The 16,299-nt window shown below is 41.2% G+C and carries 19 protein-coding genes, 11 tRNA genes and 1 rRNA gene; 2 read left to right on the plus strand and 29 right to left on the minus strand.

Going from position 1 to position 16,299, the window contains the following annotated elements; genetic code table 11:
• From ACQKNS_RS26845 to ACQKNS_RS26905, 13 genes are all read right to left on the minus strand, one after another.
• A 16S ribosomal RNA gene (locus ACQKNS_RS26845) occupies nt 1–94 on the minus strand; the annotation flags it as partial.
• 95 nt (nt 95–189) lie between these two features.
• Nucleotides 190–263: transfer RNA gene (locus ACQKNS_RS26850), tRNA-Gly, on the minus strand.
• Between the two features lie 29 nt (nt 264–292).
• Nucleotides 293–369 (minus strand) — tRNA-Pro (locus tag ACQKNS_RS26855).
• Nucleotides 370–376: 7 nt separating this feature from the next.
• Nucleotides 377–453: transfer RNA gene (locus ACQKNS_RS26860), tRNA-Arg, on the minus strand.
• A 17-nt stretch (nt 454–470) separates the two neighbouring features.
• Nucleotides 471–556, minus strand: a tRNA-Leu gene (locus tag ACQKNS_RS26865).
• Nucleotides 557–615: 59 nt separating this feature from the next.
• Nucleotides 616–697, minus strand: a tRNA-Leu gene (locus ACQKNS_RS26870).
• Between the two features lie 9 nt (nt 698–706).
• Nucleotides 707–782 (minus strand) — tRNA-Lys (locus ACQKNS_RS26875).
• 9 nt (nt 783–791) lie between these two features.
• Nucleotides 792–866 (minus strand) — tRNA-Gln (locus ACQKNS_RS26880).
• Nucleotides 867–944: 78 nt separating this feature from the next.
• Nucleotides 945–1,020, minus strand: a tRNA-Asp gene (locus ACQKNS_RS26885).
• A gap of 18 nt (nt 1,021–1,038) precedes the next feature.
• Nucleotides 1,039–1,110, minus strand: a tRNA-Glu gene (locus ACQKNS_RS26890).
• Nucleotides 1,111–1,127: 17 nt separating this feature from the next.
• A tRNA-Ser gene (locus ACQKNS_RS26895) sits at nt 1,128–1,218 on the minus strand.
• A gap of 7 nt (nt 1,219–1,225) precedes the next feature.
• A tRNA-Asn gene (locus ACQKNS_RS26900) sits at nt 1,226–1,300 on the minus strand.
• Nucleotides 1,301–1,447: 147 nt separating this feature from the next.
• A complete protein-coding gene (locus tag ACQKNS_RS26905; protein ID WP_427646242.1) occupies nt 1,448–1,912 on the minus strand; it encodes a SprT family protein in 465 nt (154 codons plus the stop codon).
• 83 nt (nt 1,913–1,995) lie between these two features.
• Between ACQKNS_RS26905 and cmpA the strand changes: the two genes are divergently transcribed.
• Nucleotides 1,996–2,115, plus strand: coding sequence for a cortex morphogenetic protein CmpA (gene cmpA / locus ACQKNS_RS26910; protein ID WP_098372179.1), 120 nt, complete (start codon nt 1,996–1,998; stop codon nt 2,113–2,115).
• 67 nt (nt 2,116–2,182) lie between these two features.
• On the opposite strand, the gene ACQKNS_RS26915 is transcribed toward cmpA, so the two are convergent.
• The 14 genes from ACQKNS_RS26915 to acpS form a co-directional block, all read right to left on the minus strand.
• Nucleotides 2,183–4,366 carry a Tex family protein gene (locus tag ACQKNS_RS26915; protein ID WP_427646244.1) on the minus strand — a complete coding sequence of 728 codons (2,184 nt, stop codon included), beginning with the start codon at nt 4,364–4,366 and terminating at the stop codon, nt 2,183–2,185.
• A gap of 92 nt (nt 4,367–4,458) precedes the next feature.
• Nucleotides 4,459–5,070, minus strand: a complete 612-nt coding sequence (locus tag ACQKNS_RS26920) for a PP2C family serine/threonine-protein phosphatase (RefSeq protein ID WP_427646246.1) — start codon at nt 5,068–5,070, stop codon at nt 4,459–4,461.
• A complete protein-coding gene (gene sigB, locus ACQKNS_RS26925) occupies nt 5,067–5,855 on the minus strand; it encodes an RNA polymerase sigma factor SigB (RefSeq protein WP_328136381.1) in 789 nt (262 codons plus the stop codon). Before sigB ends, ACQKNS_RS26920 begins: the two co-directional genes overlap by 4 nt.
• Nucleotides 5,833–6,306, minus strand: a complete 474-nt coding sequence (gene rsbW / locus ACQKNS_RS26930; protein WP_427646247.1) for an anti-sigma B factor RsbW — start codon at nt 6,304–6,306, stop codon at nt 5,833–5,835. The genes sigB and rsbW overlap by 23 nt, the downstream gene beginning before the upstream one ends.
• Nucleotides 6,303–6,635, minus strand: a complete 333-nt coding sequence (locus ACQKNS_RS26935) for an anti-sigma factor antagonist (RefSeq protein ID WP_427646249.1) — start codon at nt 6,633–6,635, stop codon at nt 6,303–6,305. Before ACQKNS_RS26935 ends, rsbW begins: the two co-directional genes overlap by 4 nt.
• A gap of 59 nt (nt 6,636–6,694) precedes the next feature.
• Nucleotides 6,695–7,705 (minus strand): PP2C family protein-serine/threonine phosphatase, encoded by a 1,011-nt coding sequence (locus ACQKNS_RS26940; protein WP_427646250.1) that lies wholly within the window; start codon nt 7,703–7,705, stop codon nt 6,695–6,697.
• A gap of 9 nt (nt 7,706–7,714) precedes the next feature.
• Complete coding sequence (locus tag ACQKNS_RS26945; protein ID WP_048682056.1) at nt 7,715–8,116, minus strand: anti-sigma regulatory factor; 402 nt, start codon at nt 8,114–8,116, stop codon at nt 7,715–7,717.
• A 3-nt stretch (nt 8,117–8,119) separates the two neighbouring features.
• Nucleotides 8,120–8,476, minus strand: coding sequence for an STAS domain-containing protein (locus ACQKNS_RS26950; protein WP_076373142.1), 357 nt, complete (start codon nt 8,474–8,476; stop codon nt 8,120–8,122).
• 2 nt (nt 8,477–8,478) lie between these two features.
• Nucleotides 8,479–9,306: an RsbT co-antagonist protein RsbRA gene (locus tag ACQKNS_RS26955; RefSeq protein WP_048682050.1), complete on the minus strand. Its 828-nt coding sequence runs from the start codon at nt 9,304–9,306 to the stop codon at nt 8,479–8,481.
• 400 nt (nt 9,307–9,706) lie between these two features.
• A complete protein-coding gene (locus ACQKNS_RS26960; protein ID WP_034306610.1) occupies nt 9,707–10,057 on the minus strand; it encodes a type II toxin-antitoxin system PemK/MazF family toxin in 351 nt (116 codons plus the stop codon).
• A gap of 7 nt (nt 10,058–10,064) precedes the next feature.
• A complete protein-coding gene (locus tag ACQKNS_RS26965) occupies nt 10,065–10,346 on the minus strand; it encodes a CopG family ribbon-helix-helix protein (RefSeq protein ID WP_034306380.1) in 282 nt (93 codons plus the stop codon).
• Nucleotides 10,347–10,506: 160 nt separating this feature from the next.
• Nucleotides 10,507–11,664, minus strand: coding sequence for an alanine racemase (gene alr, locus ACQKNS_RS26970; protein ID WP_427646252.1), 1,158 nt, complete (start codon nt 11,662–11,664; stop codon nt 10,507–10,509).
• Nucleotides 11,665–11,903: 239 nt separating this feature from the next.
• The gene (locus ACQKNS_RS26975) at nt 11,904–12,908 is read right to left on the minus strand and encodes a LolA family protein (protein ID WP_076373138.1); all 1,005 of its coding nucleotides are present in this window, start codon (nt 12,906–12,908) and stop codon (nt 11,904–11,906) included.
• A gap of 243 nt (nt 12,909–13,151) precedes the next feature.
• The gene (gene acpS, locus ACQKNS_RS26980; RefSeq protein WP_427646253.1) at nt 13,152–13,502 is read right to left on the minus strand and encodes a holo-ACP synthase; all 351 of its coding nucleotides are present in this window, start codon (nt 13,500–13,502) and stop codon (nt 13,152–13,154) included.
• 108 nt (nt 13,503–13,610) lie between these two features.
• Between acpS and ACQKNS_RS26985 the strand changes: the two genes are divergently transcribed.
• Nucleotides 13,611–14,201, plus strand: coding sequence for a rhomboid family intramembrane serine protease (locus tag ACQKNS_RS26985; protein ID WP_427646255.1), 591 nt, complete (start codon nt 13,611–13,613; stop codon nt 14,199–14,201).
• 26 nt (nt 14,202–14,227) lie between these two features.
• On the opposite strand, the gene ACQKNS_RS26990 is transcribed toward ACQKNS_RS26985, so the two are convergent.
• Both ACQKNS_RS26990 and ACQKNS_RS26995 read right to left on the minus strand, forming a co-directional pair.
• Nucleotides 14,228–15,685, minus strand: coding sequence for a PH domain-containing protein (locus tag ACQKNS_RS26990; protein WP_427646258.1), 1,458 nt, complete (start codon nt 15,683–15,685; stop codon nt 14,228–14,230).
• Nucleotides 15,678–16,151 carry a PH domain-containing protein gene (locus ACQKNS_RS26995; protein WP_427646260.1) on the minus strand — a complete coding sequence of 158 codons (474 nt, stop codon included), beginning with the start codon at nt 16,149–16,151 and terminating at the stop codon, nt 15,678–15,680. Before ACQKNS_RS26995 ends, ACQKNS_RS26990 begins: the two co-directional genes overlap by 8 nt.
• Between the last annotated feature and the right edge of the window lie 148 nt (nt 16,152–16,299).

The raw sequence follows: 16,299 nt of genomic DNA on the forward strand, positions 1-16,299 counted from the left end.
TCTCAGGGAGCAAGCTCCCGTCGATTCGCTCGACTTGCATGTATTAGGCACGCCGCCAGCGTTCGTCCTGAGCCAGGATCAAACTCTCCGAAGAAGTGTTTGACTTGCTCATTCGCTTTTTTGATAGTGTGTGCTCACTTAAAATTTAACGTTGGCGCTTTGTTTTGTTCAGTTTTCAAAGAGCAATAATGGAGCGGGTGAAGAGAATCGAACTCTCATCATCAGCTTGGAAGGCTGAGGTTTTACCACTAAACTACACCCGCATTTAATTTTGAATTATTTCCAGAAAGAATGGTCGGGAAGACAGGATTCGAACCTGCGACCCCTTGGTCCCAAACCAAGTGCTCTACCAAGCTGAGCTACTTCCCGTAAAATATGGTGCGCCCGGCGGGAGTCGAACCTACAACCTTCTGATTCGTAGTCAGATGCTCTATCCAATTGAGCTACGGGCGCGATTTCTATGATGTTATTGGTGCGGCCGAGAGGAGTCGAACCTCCACGGGGTTTCCCCCACTAGGCCCTCAACCTAGCGCGTCTGCCATTCCGCCACGACCGCGAAAGCGACTTTGTAAGTCTAACACCTTTTCAACTTGATGTCAAGAAGAAAAATATAAGTGCGGGTGAAGGGACTTGAACCCCCACGCCTTGCGGCGCCAGATCCTAAGTCTGGTGCGTCTGCCAATTCCGCCACACCCGCGAAAATAAATGGTGAGCCATGAAGGATTCGAACCTTCGACCCTCTGATTAAAAGTCAGATGCTCTACCAACTGAGCTAATGGCTCTGAATAAAATGGCTGGGCTAGAAGGGATCGAACCTTCGCATGACGGAATCAAAATCCGTTGCCTTACCGCTTGGCTATAGCCCAATAAAAAATTACTAATTAACAGCCAGGATAATATTATATCACGATAATATTATTTTAGCAAGTGTTTTTTAAAAAAAATGGCGGTCCCGACGGGAATCGAACCCGCGATCTCCTGCGTGACAGGCAGGCATGTTAACCGCTACACCACGGGACCAGCATTATGATAAGAAAGTGACCCATACGGGATTCGAACCCGTGTTACCGCCGTGAAAGGGCGGTGTCTTAACCGCTTGACCAATGGGCCTTGATAAAATGTGTAACTGGCGGAGAAGGAGGGATTTGAACCCTCGCGCCGCTTACGCGACCTACACCCTTAGCAGGGGCGCCTCTTCAGCCTCTTGAGTACTTCCCCAAAAAAATGGCTCCGCAGGTAGGACTCGAACCTACGACCGTTCGGTTAACAGCCGAATGCTCTACCACTGAGCTACTGCGGAATAATGAAAATTGGGTTCCTTTTTTCACGCTCAAGGACCTTAGTGTTTGTCGTTAAGACAAGTTGTTATCTTGTCGACTCTTATGATTATAAAGAGGTTACAACTTAAAGTCAAGAGTTCTTTTGCGTTTTTTTATATTTTTGTAATTCACTCCTTAAACCCTTGGTAAATCAATGATCCACGACATTTACCGCACACGAAACGGGTAGTGTCGATTCGTTTTTTTCTTAAATATACCTGATGACAGTCTTTACATTTATATTGAATAGTATTCATCTTTTTCTTTAATTGGTTAGATGGCAGCGGCTCGCAAAATCTTGGTGCCCCCACTTTTTTGAGTAAATGCTTAAAGTCCGCATCACGATGCTGGTACCCTTTCTTCTCGATGTGCAAATGATAATGACACAATTCATGCTTAATGATTCCAATCATTTCTTCCACACCGCGTTCATCAAGATACTTCTTATTGATTTCTATATTGTGTGAGCGGAGCAAGTATCGTCCCCCTGTTGTTCGGAGGCGCGGATTAAAACTGGCTTTGTGTTTAAAGGCCTTTTTAAAGTCTTTCATCGAAATTTCTTCTACTAGTCTTTGCAATTGCCGATTATCCATTTCCCCCTCCCTTTCTTTGGTAACATGACAACCCATTATAACATAGACTAATAATACAATAGGAAACTAAGGGAGGAAAAGCTATGCCTAATTGGTTCCAGAATCAAATCCGCAAAGCCTTTTATGAAAAGGATTATTATCAAGTGAAGATGTTGAATCAATGTTGGTTTTTTTATCAAAAGAAAGAAAGCCTCAGGGTATAGATTCAACTAATATAAATACATCGCTTCAAAAAAAACCCCTTCTAATATAGAAGGAGCTTACCATAGGCTAGTTTTGATCCTTTGGCTCTAGCATCGTTAAAGATACCCTTTGCTTTTTGGGGTCAACCAGTTCGACCCAAACCGTCACAACATCCCCAACAGCAACTACATCCAATGGGTGTTTTACAAACCGGTTGCTCAGTTTAGAAATATGCACAAGTCCATCCTGTTTGACACCGATGTCCACAAACGCACCGAAATCCACAACATTCCTCACAGTACCTTGTAATTCCATCCCAGTTTGCAGATCCTCCATTTTTAGAACATCCTGCTTAAGCAGTGGTTTTGATAATTCATCGCGAGGATCTCTTCCCGGTTTCATCAAATCATCTATGATATCTTTAATCGTAATTTCCCCAATTTCCAATTCATCGACCAAATCAGCCGGGTTTAGTTTACCTAACTCTTCTTTTAGTGCATCACTGCCTAAATCTTCAGATGCAAATCCCATTTTCTTCAATAATTTATTCACGGCACTATAGTTCTCTGGGTGTATCGCGGTTTGATCCAAAGGTTCATCTCCATTAATGATACGTAAGAACCCTATACATTGTTCATACGTTTTGGCACCAAGCCGGGGAATTTTCTTTAATTCCTTCCTGCTTGAAAACTTCCCTTCCTCTTCCCTTTTCTTCACAATATTTTGAGCAACCGATTTTGATAAACCAGCTACATATTGCAATAGTGACGATGAAGCGGTATTGACATTCACTCCCACTTGGTTAACAGCTGTTTCCACTACAAAGGTGAGGGATTCCGTTAACTTTTTCTGGGACACATCATGTTGATACTGCCCTACCCCCACCGATTGGGGGTCAATCTTAACAAGTTCGGCAAGGGGATCTTGAAGCCTTCTGCCTATCGAGACTGCGCTTCTCTGTTCCACTTGAAGATCCGGAAACTCTTCACGGGCTATATCCGAGGCTGAATACACGCTGGCTCCCGCTTCATTAACGATGATATATGAAATATTCCCTTTCACTTCTTTTATAATATCTGCGATGAATTGCTCTGATTCACGCGATGCCGTTCCATTGCCGATTGCCACGATCTCAACCGAGAACCGCTGAAGTATTTCGATCGTTTTTTCACGGGCAGCATTAAGCTTCGCAGCAGGAGGATGCGGATAGATTACACTGATATCGAGTACCTTTCCGGTTTCATCGATGACAGCTAACTTACACCCGGTCCGGTATGCCGGATCTAAGGCTAGGACCACTTTCCCTTTAAGCGGAGGCTGCAAGAGCAGGTTCCGGAGGTTTTCAGAGAAAATATGGATAGCTTGATCCTCAGCTTTTTCCGTCAGTTCTTTTCTGATTTCCCGTTCTACAGAAGGCATGATCAAACGTTTGAGTCCATCCTCAATCGCAGATTTAAGAACAACTTGGGCTTCGGATTTGTTATTTTTAATGATTTTCCGTTCAAGATGTCCAATGATGATTTCAGTACGAGGATGGATGGAGATTCGTAAGACCTCTTCCTTTTCCCCTCTATTCAGTGCCAGCACGCGATGTGGTACGATTCTTTGAACCGGCTCCTCATATTCATAGTACATCTCGAAGATTTTTTTCTCGTCCTTCTCTTCATTCTTCACAGTTGAAACCACTTTTCCAGCTTTGAAAATTTCAGCCCTTATCCACTTCCTTAATTCTGCATCATCGGAAATATGTTCAGCTATGATATCCTGCGCTCCCGTAATAGCCTCTTCGATAGATGAAACTTCTTTTTCTGCCGATATGAATTCCGCAGCTTTTTCACTGACCCGAGCATGCATATGACATTCCAAAAGCCAATTAGCCAATGGTTCAAGACCCTTTTCTTTAGCGACTGTCGCTTTCGTTCTCCTTTTTTGTTTGAATGGCCTGTATAAATCCTCGACTTCCTGCAATTTTGACGCTTTTTTGATTTGTCTTGTTAATTCTTCCGTCAATTTTCCCTGTTCGGCAATCGAGCGCGTAACTTCCGCTTTCCTCTGGCCAAGGTTTTCTAGATAGTTCCATCTTTCCATAATGGAACGAATCTGCACTTCATCAAGTGAACCCGTCATTTCTTTTCTATACCGCGCAATAAAGGGGACAGTATTACCCTCTTGAAGCATCTGTATGACGTTTTGGACTTGATGATTTTTCAAAGTTAGCTCATTGGATATTTGTTTAATCAATTCTTTTAATGTATCTTCTACAACGATCATTATGTTTACCTCCAACGTTTTGATCTGATATATATAGTCTAGCAAATGAGTGATGAAGTTGCGAATTCCATACAAAAAAGCTTACTTCCGAATTACGGCGAAAGTAAGCTTCCTAAAATGAAAGTTGTATCATCTGCAGTTAATGGACTGCTTTTTAATATACATTGGGCGTTCCTATCAATAGGGACCAGCCTTTTCAAAAAAGATTTAGCTCCCTTAAGTTCTAAACCATCGGAATGAAGAATGAATTTTGCGTTCGGTTCATATTTGTATCTCTGCGTCCTGTATTTTTGTTTCCTTCCTGATAAATACCCTGTAACAGGTAAAGGATAAACGAGTTTATCGTCACTTGGATTATACAGGAAAAAGCGGATGTTACCAACTGAACTGTATACAAATTCATTCTTGTCATAAAAAATCTTCAAAATGGATACGGCTGCTCCCCGCTTATCGACCAAAGCTTGATTGCACACTGCCATTAGTGATTCGACATCCAACTCATGATTGCGTTTAACTTCCTCGATGACTGCATGGGAGGAATCGTAAGCATTTTTCCCGCTGCCCAGACCATCTGCCAGTACACAGACAAAGTATTCTTTCGTATGAAGAAAAAAGTAATCATCACCACAATAAACCATCCCGTTTTTAGACGATTGAGAGACGATGACTTCTATTTTTTCTCCCCTCAGAATATCTTTGATCACTGAATTAACTCCGAGTTTTCTGCATTAATGGCTTCTTGAAGTTTCTTGATCGCACGGCGCTGGAGCCTTGACACATGCATTTGGGAAATCCCAAGTTTATCGCCTGCTTCTTTCTGGCTTAAATTCTCTAAATAAGTATGTTGAATGATCATCTTTTCACGGTCACTCAGCACATGCAGCACCTTTTCAAGTACAAGTCTCTGATTGACCTTTTCAAAACCTTCATCGACATTCCCGAATATATCAAGCAATGTGACAGTACCGCCATCAGAATCCGCCTCAATAGAATGATCCACGGATAAAGCTTGATAGCTTTTTCCCATTTCCATCGCCTCTAAAACTTCTTCTTCAGTCACACCTATACTATCGGCTATTTCATCTATTCTAGGTGAACGATGAAGGGTTGTAGTTAATTCCTCGACGGTCACCCTGATTTTCGGACCAAGTTCCTTAATTCTCCTCGGCACATGGACACTCCATGTTTTGTCACGCAGGAACCTTTTGATTTCACCGATTATGGTAGGGACAGCAAATGCCTCAAAGCTCTTCCCGAAAGATTCATCATATCGCCGAATGGCACCTAACAGACCAATCATGCCGACTTGGGAGATATCCTCCTGAAATGATTTCCCTTTCGCATACTTACGGGAGATTGTTTCAACCAAACTTTTATAATGGATGACTAGATTGCTCTGTGCTTCCTCATCTTGATTCTGCTGGTAAGCTCTAATCCATTCATTTACCTGTTCTTTTTGTGCCTGGTTAGGTTGAGACTGTTTTTGCATCCATCTCCACCTGCTCTCCTTCTAAAAACTTAGTCATAAATACAGTAACCCCATCATGCTGATGAATTTTCACATCATCCATCAGAGTTTCAATAAGGTAAAGACCCAAGCCTCCTTCTCTCAAAAGTTCGACTTTTTGTCCATTTTTGTATGGACCGATTCCTTGACGAACCTCTTCGAAATTACAGCTCTTGCCACTATCAGAAACCATGACCTCCAACCGGTCAGGATAAAGGCCGAAACTTACTTTCACTTCACCTTTTTCAGAATCTTTATATGCATGCTGCACCGCATTTGTACAAGCCTCACTGGTAGCGATTTTCAAATCTTCAATTTCATCATATGCAAATCCCATCCGGCTTCCTATCCCAGAAAGCGTTAAACGAATGACACCGATGAACTCTGGTTTTGCAGGTATTTTCATTTCGATGTAATCATATACTTGACTCATTCTAACCCACCCTCTGTACCACTTTTAATATCAATGATATCTGCAAGACCTGTTATATCAAATAAACGTCGTAGCCTTTCTGATAAGCCGACTAAAGTGAATTCGCCATTATGTGCCCTTACGCTTTTGAAAGCACCGACAAACACCCCAAGCCCCGTACTATCCATATAAGAAACTTCAGTTAAATCAATAGTAATCGAAACATTTTCCTGCTCCGAAATCGGAAATAGTGATTCTCTTAATTTCGGTGCCGTATATGCATCGATTTCACCTTTCAGTTTTACAATAAAATCAGAATTTAATTCATTAACATCTACCGTTATATTCATCAATGACCCACCTCTTCAAATCCTCTTCATTCCTATATCTATACCCAGCAGAAAAGATACTAAACATTTGATTTTAAAATTATTAATGTAAAATCATCCCTCAGTTGGAAGTTCTGCATTTTCTCCAATTGTTTGTATATATTATTCACCATTTCCTGGGCTTGCAAATGCATATTCTTTTTAATGTAGCCAATAAGTGTTTCCCTTTCTATGAACCCATCATTCGTTCGGCACTCCGTTACTCCGTCAGATAATAAAATGATCATGTCTCCAGGTTTCACCGTTTTTTCATATTGGCGATACCTTGTTTTTTTATCGACTCCAAGCAACAAACCCTTTGCATCCAAATCGCTAAAAGTGCCCGTTGCCGCGTCATAGTAAAAACCAGGTTCATGTCCGGCTGAGGCATAGGAAAACTGCCTGTCATGCGGATCATATAAGCCATAGAACATGGTAATGAACATGCTTGGATCCACATTATGCTCCACAACACGGTTCAAACTCTCAAGCACACTATTCGGTTCATGACGATGCTCCGGAAGACTGTCCATCGCATATTTGATCATAGACATGCACAATGCAGCAGGGATCCCTTTACCAATGACATCGGCTATCCCTACCCCTATCCGCTCATTTTCATCTTGGACGAAGTGATAGTAATCCCCATTCATCTGCCTTGCCGGAACACTGATCGCTCCAATTTCAAGAGCTTTGATATCAGGAATCTTCGTTTCCAAAAGAGTATGTTGAACGTTTGCCGCTATCTCGATTTCCGTTTTCAGTTCCTGCTGCTGATGTCTAAGGCTTTGATGTTCACGGTATGCAATGCCGTAGCCCATCATGACTTCTAGCAGAAAATCGAAAGAATCCAATACATTACCCGGTAATTCCGGGTAGAGTTCCATCAAGTTATTTTTATGCATACTGATGATTTCTTCTGGAGATATATTGTATTTGATATGTAGGCGACTAATCTTTTGCCCTTGGTAGAGTGCCTGCTCATTTTGGTCTTTAAGATAAGTAGAAAGCGCCTCATGATACTTTTTCTCCATGTTCTCCCTAATATCCATAGTCCCCCCCTAACGGAGCCATTTCGTAGCGATAATCTTAGTCCCTTCACCTGGTATCGATTCGATATCAAAGTCATCCATTAAACGTTTGGCTCCAGGAAGTCCTGCGCCCAGTCCTCCCGAGGTGGTATATCCATCTTCCATGACTCTGCGGATATCCTCAATTCCCGGCCCTTGGTCCTCTGCAATGATTTTCAATCCTGACTTCCCATTTATATTTAGCTTTTCTATGCTAACACTGCCTTGTCCAGCATATAGGTATATGTTTCGGGCCAATTCGCTAATGGCCGTCGTGATCCTGGCCTGGTCTACAGTACCGAAACCCAACTCTTTAGCGACATTTCTTCCGAGCTGCCTTGCAGCTACGATGTCCCATTCATTTATGATTTTCACGCAGGATTGGAACTCCATTCTTTAATCCCCCAATTCCTGTTGTAATTTCTCCAGGCCTTTCTCTAAATCTAATGCTGTCAGAACATCTTCGAGACTAATTCCCAGTTCAATTAATGTTATGGCAACAGCAGGCTGGATTCCCGTAATTACAACTTTGGCCCCCATAAGCTTAGACATGCTAAAGACATCGCCTAATACCTTTGCGATAAAAGAATCAATAAAGTCTATCGAGGTAATATCTATAACAACGCCATTCGCGCTTGTTTCATGAATCTTATGCAGTAAATCCTCTTGAAATTGAAGGGCTGTCACATCATCCAATTCCCACTGTATAGAGACTAACAAGCAGTCATAAAGCTTTAATATCGGAATCCTCATACTTATCCCTCCACCTTTACGATCTTACGGCTCGTTAATTCCAACGCAACCTCTATCCCTTTTTTCAATGTATTTTTTGTAATCACTTCATTTAAATTAATTCCAAGATTAACTATGGTTTGGGCTATTTCAGGGCGGATGCCGCAAAGTATACATTTGGCGCCCACCAATCGGACCGCTTCCGCAGCTTGAATGATATGATGGGCAACCATGGTATCCACTACCGGCACGCCCGTAATATCAATGAGAACAACTTCGGATCTATGCTTAACCACGCCAGTCAACAGGTTTTCCATTATCTGTTTGGCACGTTCCGTATCAATCGTACCAATCAGCGGCATTACCGTAATGCCTTCCAATACAGGAATGAGAGGAGCCGAAAGTTCTTGCAACGCTATTTTTTGCATGGAAACCGTTCTTTCCCAAGTTTGAGTATATATATTAACTATTTCATTATTTATCGGTGTGGCCCATTTATCCAAATGGTTAACAAGATTGACTTGATTATCAGGAGTAACCAAACCCTTTTCCACCATTCCATTAATGACAATTAAAGTGAATTTATGAAGTCCTTCATTGACGAAAGTAAGAGGCCATCCCAATTGGACGACTTTCTCGGCAAAATCAGAAAGCTTCAGTGTGAATTCCTTGTTTTTACTATCAACGTTCGTGATGATCATATCTATAAATTCACTGCTCGTTTGCGTGAACATTCGATCTGAAACGACTTTAATTAATCTTTCGTCCGTACTTTCCTTCATGATGCCCATCCACTCAGTAAGGATGTAATCTTGATTTTGCTTAATAAAATCGTACACCAATTGATTCATAATATCCTCCCATTCTAACACAATTGCTATGTTTCCCTGTCCTCGTCACAAGGATGTTAACGAACTGTAATCTTATCCCAACTGGATTTTCTTCGAGTTACACTTTTGCTTTTTTAAGTATTTACAACATAACTACATACCCAAAATTCAAGTAAGAAAAACATCAATTTAAAAAAAGTTGGGGAGATTCTATAAACAATGAACGTTCTATTCCATATCTAACTGTATAATGTTTTTATTCGTCAATTTTTTCATATTTCCTGCTGATACTTTTTAGACATATGTTCATGTTATTCCACAAAAAAACACGATTCCCGCATTTGCAGGAATCGTGCCATCTAATTTGCATCAAGAATGATTTGTATTATAATAACGCCCGGTTTAACGGGAAAAATTTTCTTTAAAACTCAATGAGGCCCAAACTAATTTGTAAAGCTTCATTGACTTTTTGCATCATCGGTTCGTCAAGATGCGTAATTTTATCAGTTAAACGCTGCTTATCAATTGTCCGGATCTGTTCCAATAAAATAACGGAATCTCGCTCGAATCCGTACTTTTTTGCATTAATCTCAACATGTGTAGGCAATTTCGCTTTTTGAATTTGAGCTGTAATGGCTGCCACGATCACAGTCGGACTAAAGCGATTACCAATATCGTTTTGTAAAATTAGTACCGGACGGGTCCCACCCTGCTCTGAACCAACCACCGGGGAAAGGTCTGCGAAGTATACGTCACCACGCTTAACAACAATCAATGGCTCAGCCTCCGCTAACTAATCGTTCAACGCAATGACCAGCCTCGAATTCAGCCTGGAAGGCTTCAGAAGCAATCGTTAAATTAATGGCCGCCATTTCAATATAACCGCGTTTCATCGATTCACGAAACTCTTTCTTTTTACGTTCGCGAAGATACATTTTTGTGGCACGATAAATAAATTCACTGCGATTCACATTTTCCTCACTCGCATACCCATCTAACTCTGTTAAAAAATTTTGAGGTAATCGAATTAATATCTCTCTTGTTGCGCTGGATTCAGACACAAACATACACCTCCACCATCACTACACACCTTTATTATATATCCTTTTCAATATTACCATTAAATTGCCTATCTGCAAAGAGTATATTCTATTCTAAATCTTATTATCAGCATAATAAAGGAAATCTTATTCACAATCTTAGGATTTTTTTACAATCCGGTCATTCCAAAATGAAGTTGCGTACATGATTCACCTGATTGTCTTTAATATATATGCGGGGCACTCTTGCTCCTATCATACATGTTACCTCATAGTTGATCGTCTCAAGTTTTGCCGCTATCTCATCGACAGTAATCGATTCATCCCCATCATTCCCCATTAATGTAACCTCTGTTCCTACAGGGTATGGTCCAGGCAGCTTGATCATGCATTGATCCATGCAAATCCTTCCGACTATGGGTACTCTTTTTCCATCCACAAGAACTTCCTGACCTTGCAGCTTACGGATCCAGCCGTCAGCATAACCGATTGGCAAAGTCCCGATCCATTCATCATCTTCAGCCGTATAAGTCGCCCCATAGCTAACACTTTCACCCTTGGCAAGCTGTTTAACCGCGACCATCTTCGTTCTCAATGATAGAGCCTGCTTTAATGGAAATGGCAATATCGGCTTCATTTCCATGGAAGGACTCAAACCATACATGGAAATCCCCATTCTTATCGCATTCCATTCAAGGTCGGTAAACCTTAAAGAAGCTGCACTATTGGCTGCATGAATATATTCCGGCTCTGTGGTCAATTCGGAAAGCATCCCTTTAAAGAAAGCAAGCTGCGTTTCATAAAAGTCGGTCTTTATTTCATCCGCTGTCGCGAAATGAGTGAATATCCCTTGGAAATTGAAACAAGCTTCCCTATCCAGCAAACTTTCCACTTTCATGAGTTGGTCTTTATCCCGAATCCCGATTCTCCCCATGCCGCTATCCACTTTTACATGGGTCTGCAAAACTTGTCCCGGTTTCAACAAATCTTTTGCCTTCTCCAACCATGCTGCATCAAAAACCGTCAAGGAAATCCCATGCTCGGCAGCAAGCGCTGCACTTTCAGGCCTCGATGCACCAAGTACAAGAATCGGAGCCAATATTCCCTTTTTCCGCAAGGCGAGAGCTTCGTCCAAAAAAGCGACACTTAAAAAATCCGCCCCCGCTTCAAGCGCCGTTTTAGCCACTTCATAGTCCCCGTGTCCATAAGCATTCGCTTTAACGACAGCGAAAAGACTAACACCTTTTCTTAAAGTTTTTTTCATTGAAGAAATATTTTCAAAAATATTATCCAAATCTACTTCTGCCCATGTATCTCGATGAAATGTTTTCGTTTCCAAGACCTTTTCCTTCTTTCCTACACACACAATAAGATTCTTCCCAGTAGCGAAGTTATAGGACCATTCTATAACCAACAGCTAGAAATATAAAGTGCTTTTTCACCTTGATTCTAATTTACCCTGATACCAGCCTAAATCGAATGGAAGGATTAAAAATGTCAACAAGCCGCTTCCCCGCCTATCCTGCCTAGAAGAAACCTTCATAAGGAGACGGGGAACATCAGCTTGTTATGTAATCCTTATTTGACTGGATCTTCCCCAACCGAACGGGCGACTTCTATCATTTCTTCCTGTGTCAAATCCTTTGATGCAAGCATATAATCGACACCTTCAAAAGTCCATGCAATCGTATTTCCTGTCATGGCTCCGACAGTATAACCCAAATCAACCGGTTCTCCATTTACATTCGTCGAAACGGATGTTTGAACTACCTCGGCCTTTTCCTGGACCAGTGTAAAGCTTTTTGTACCCTCATAGGTCAGTACGACACGTTCTCCCTTTTCCGTCGTAATTTCTTTTTCTTCCGTTAAATTCATATCACCAATATTTTCAGGGTATTTCACCGCGAACCCCTCATTTTGGACTTCTGCCATAACAGGCGCTTCAAGTTGTGCACTTGTCATGTTTTTCTTCATATCAAATGAATCTTTATCAAAAGTCGTATCAAATTTAACTTTTGAGAATTCAACAAGAACCAATGCAGTCTTATCGGGGTCCATGACTTTTACACTGACTGGGGATAAATCCTTTTTGTTTATAGTAATCTCTTGATATGGCAACATTTTATTGTTTTGGTAGCGTGTCTTCGTTTCAAAGACATAATGTTTATCCGTTTCTTTATATGTCGCACTTTTATCTTCCGTAATGTCTTTCACCAACGATTCGAACAAATAGGCCTGACTGCTGTTCTCCGGCCACTCGCTTTGAAATTTAAAACTTTTATTCAAAGCAGGCGTCAAAACATATACACCATCATCATTTTTCAATATCATCTGGCTTTGATCCTTCTCTTCGTTTTTCAGGTTTACGCGGTAAAAAGAGGGGTCTTTATGCCATATCTCCACATTATACACTTGAGGTTCCGTCCCCATCTTTAATGTCATCTTCGCGTTAGCTTTATATCCTTTCATTTCGCCAAGCTTCTCATTCAATTCACTCACTACGTCACTCTGTGATTTTTGGCCGCAAGCAGAAAGAGCAAGCAAGAGCATGATCCCTGCAAAAAGCATTACCATCTTCTTCATCTTTTCAACCCCTTTTTGTCATTTGAACGTAAAAGGGAGAGGAAAAGGCAGGATCCGGACATTGGCTCGACTGATGTCTTAGATTCCTCAGTATTTTAGACACGGATCCATCTAAGATCCGGCTAAAAACTTTTCGAGAGCACCTACTCTGCCATGTACCTTTTACCGGGCCTTGTCTCCCTATAGCACTAAATGTATATGAGACAACCTTAAGGTTTATGACCCGATTGGACAAAACTCCATTCACCCTTCAATTATGACTTGCGCAACCGCATAATCCCTGCTGTGGCTAATCGAAAGATGGACCCCTTCAGAAAACGGCTTCGAAATCACCGGCTTTCCTTTATCATCCGAGATGACTTCAATATCCAAAAAGGATAAGTGCTTACCGATTCCTGTACCGTTCGCTTTTGAAAAGGCCTCCTTTGCCGCAAAACGCCCAGCAAAATACTCGACCTTCCTTCTTCCATTTAACTTTTCGAAAATCAGGATTTCACTTTCCGTTAATATACGCTCCTTTAAACGGGGTTGCCGATTAATCAATGTTTCCATTCTAGCCAACTCAGTAATGTCCACGCCTATACCTTTAATCACTTTGACACCTCTTCTATTCATTTAATAAGTTGCATATCATTAGGAGGACTCTTTTACCCGCAAATGATAATATTGTATCTAATTAACAACGATAATAAGGAGGAATTTATGTTTACAAGAACAGAAGGCTTTCGCGAATACGCAAATTCATATCGAGCTGTAACTGCGCTCATCCTCATTATGATGATCGCATTCGTTCTCGTCCTTTTCCCCATATTTCCCGGCAATGTACTCTTTTATTATGGCACAGGTGTTAACCTATACATCGCTGATGGACAATGGTGGCGTTTGATCACCCCCATCTTTCTACATAGCACGTTTACACATTTACTGTTTAACGGATTCTCACTTGCCATCTTTGGTCCATTCCTTGAGAAATTACTTGGCACCGTCAAGTTTTCAATCTTCTTTTTATCGACAGGACTCCTTGCCAATATCGCAACCTTCCTAATTAACCCACTGACATATAACCACATAGGTGCTAGCGGAGCAATCTTTGGTTTACTCGGATTCTTTCTATATCTTGTCCTGTTCAATAAAACCAATTTTACGAACAATGAAAGAAATACAGTATATACCCTGACCGGAATTGCCGTTATCATGACTTTCATTCAACCGCAGGTCAACGTTGTCGGTCATTTGGCCGGACTGGCAACCGGCTTTTTAACAGCTCCCTTATACTTAAGAAAAAAATGGTAGGACAAACAGCCGACTCTTCCTCTAAATCATTGGGAGTCGACTGCTTTTTTAGGTAAATACCAGGATTTAATTATTAGGCAATCCTTTTCCTCCACATCAGCAACCAAGCCGACCCGGGAGGTGATTCCTGATTTAATCGATGCTGAAATCGTAGCTAACTCTTTTCGATTCTGAAACCAACTTTTTTTATATGAGATTGATTGAATTCTGCTTCTCTGCATGATCAATGTTTGCTTCGAGAAAAAACGGCTGCTCAATAGCAACAAATTCCCTTCTATACTCCATCCTGCATCTCTATATTGCATGTAAGCCCAAAAAATCGCCAACGGTACAAGCAATAGGGAAAGGTAACCCCAAGGTCTGAAAAACCATACCAAGGCACCCATGATCGGGATGAGGTATAGAAACTTACGAAACATATACCGGGAAAGTGCACGCTTAGGTATCGGTGTCATCTCAGTGGTTGTTTCATAAACCGGTAAAACTTCCAGGATTTTTTCATGTAAATGCTTCTTCCTGATTAAAGGGAACAGCATGATCGAAAGACTTTCTTTATCTTCCATACTGCCTCCCGCATACTCAATATAAACCGTCGCCAAGCCCAATGGCTTGCGAATCAAATTCTCCATGATCCGGATACCTTGTATTTTATGGATAGGGATTGTCAGCTGCCTTTTCTCGAGAAGCCCTCTGGAAATAACGATTTCCTCATCCGTTTTCATCACGGTAAAGGATGCATATTTAATTACCATGCTTAGTGTGGCCAGTATATAAACCACCAATAAAGCAACTAGGGCAAACAAGGTCAGGATGATGGTCCCCATTTCAATAAAATCTTCATAATCCTTAAATATTCTTTCAAAAGGTATCATTTCATCGAACTGTGAAATAAATGCGATTGCCCCAGATAGGAAGACGCCTACCGCACCCGAAGTGGCAGCCATAACAAATAGTTGCGGCAGCGTCTGCTTAAAAACGGCAGACGATTTTGCTGTATATTCATCATCCTCCACTTCATCTTTATCAAAAGGATTTTTTGCATTTTTTTCCTCACTAATAAAAGAATTGATTCGATCTGCATCATTTTTGCATATGGCTGATAATACTGCATCGGCTTGAGAACCGCCTGCCGTTTCAATATTCAACTTCACCAGGCTGAATATCCGCTGGATGATGCCCTCCGAAATATCTATGCTATGAATCCGATCAAACTTTATATAACGTTTCTTCCTAACGAATACCCCGGACTCAATTCTGAATTCGCCCTCTTCCATGCGATATGTAAAGCGTAACCATTGAAGGAATGCATTGCCTATAATAAAAAATATAATGACTGCTATGACCAGCGGTTGTATCCACCCAGGAATCCCTTCATTCTTCCCAGGAATGACGACCACTAATAAAAAAGGGATGACTAACTCCTTAATCGATTTGATTATGTTAAGCAATACAGCTATGGGGTGCAGCCTTTTAGGTTCAGACATCTTCTTCCTCCACACTTGCCATCCTGGAAATATAGTGCCGCAATTCATCCGCCTCTGCCAGGTCCAGGGCAGGGATAACATGAAGGGTCGCTGCAGTTGAAATTTCAACGGAGGCTAAATCGTATTTTCTTAATAATGGCCCTTGCTTCGTTTCAACATGCTGAACCCTAATCATGGGTATGAGTGTTCTTTTAATGACGAAAATACCGCTTTGGATATCAATTTCGGTATTTCTTACTTCGTAACGCCACCTTTTCCATTTCACCGATGGAATCAGAAAAATGGCCAGATAGGATTGAATGATCGAAATCATGATCAATGCTCCAAACACCCAATATGTCCAATCAAATATGATTGTAAGCACGAGTACGGCGATGCTTATCATCCAAGTTATTGAACAGCTTATAAGACCACTGATTTTCCACACGGTCAAGGCTTTATTCGATATACGATTTTCAGGTTCCATGTGCTTCTCCTCTTCCGGACAGGTATTTTAATGAACCTTCATGATCCATCCTTCACTTTCATCCATTATACTATAATTAAACGCTGGTAATTACCCCCTTTTCAAACAAAAACCTCCATCATTCGGATAGCATAATGGAGATGCACAC

Origin of the sequence: Peribacillus sp. NPDC094092 (genome assembly GCF_050279365.1) — a bacterium.
In the GTDB taxonomy this organism is placed as follows: domain Bacteria; phylum Bacillota; class Bacilli; order Bacillales; family DSM-1321; genus Peribacillus.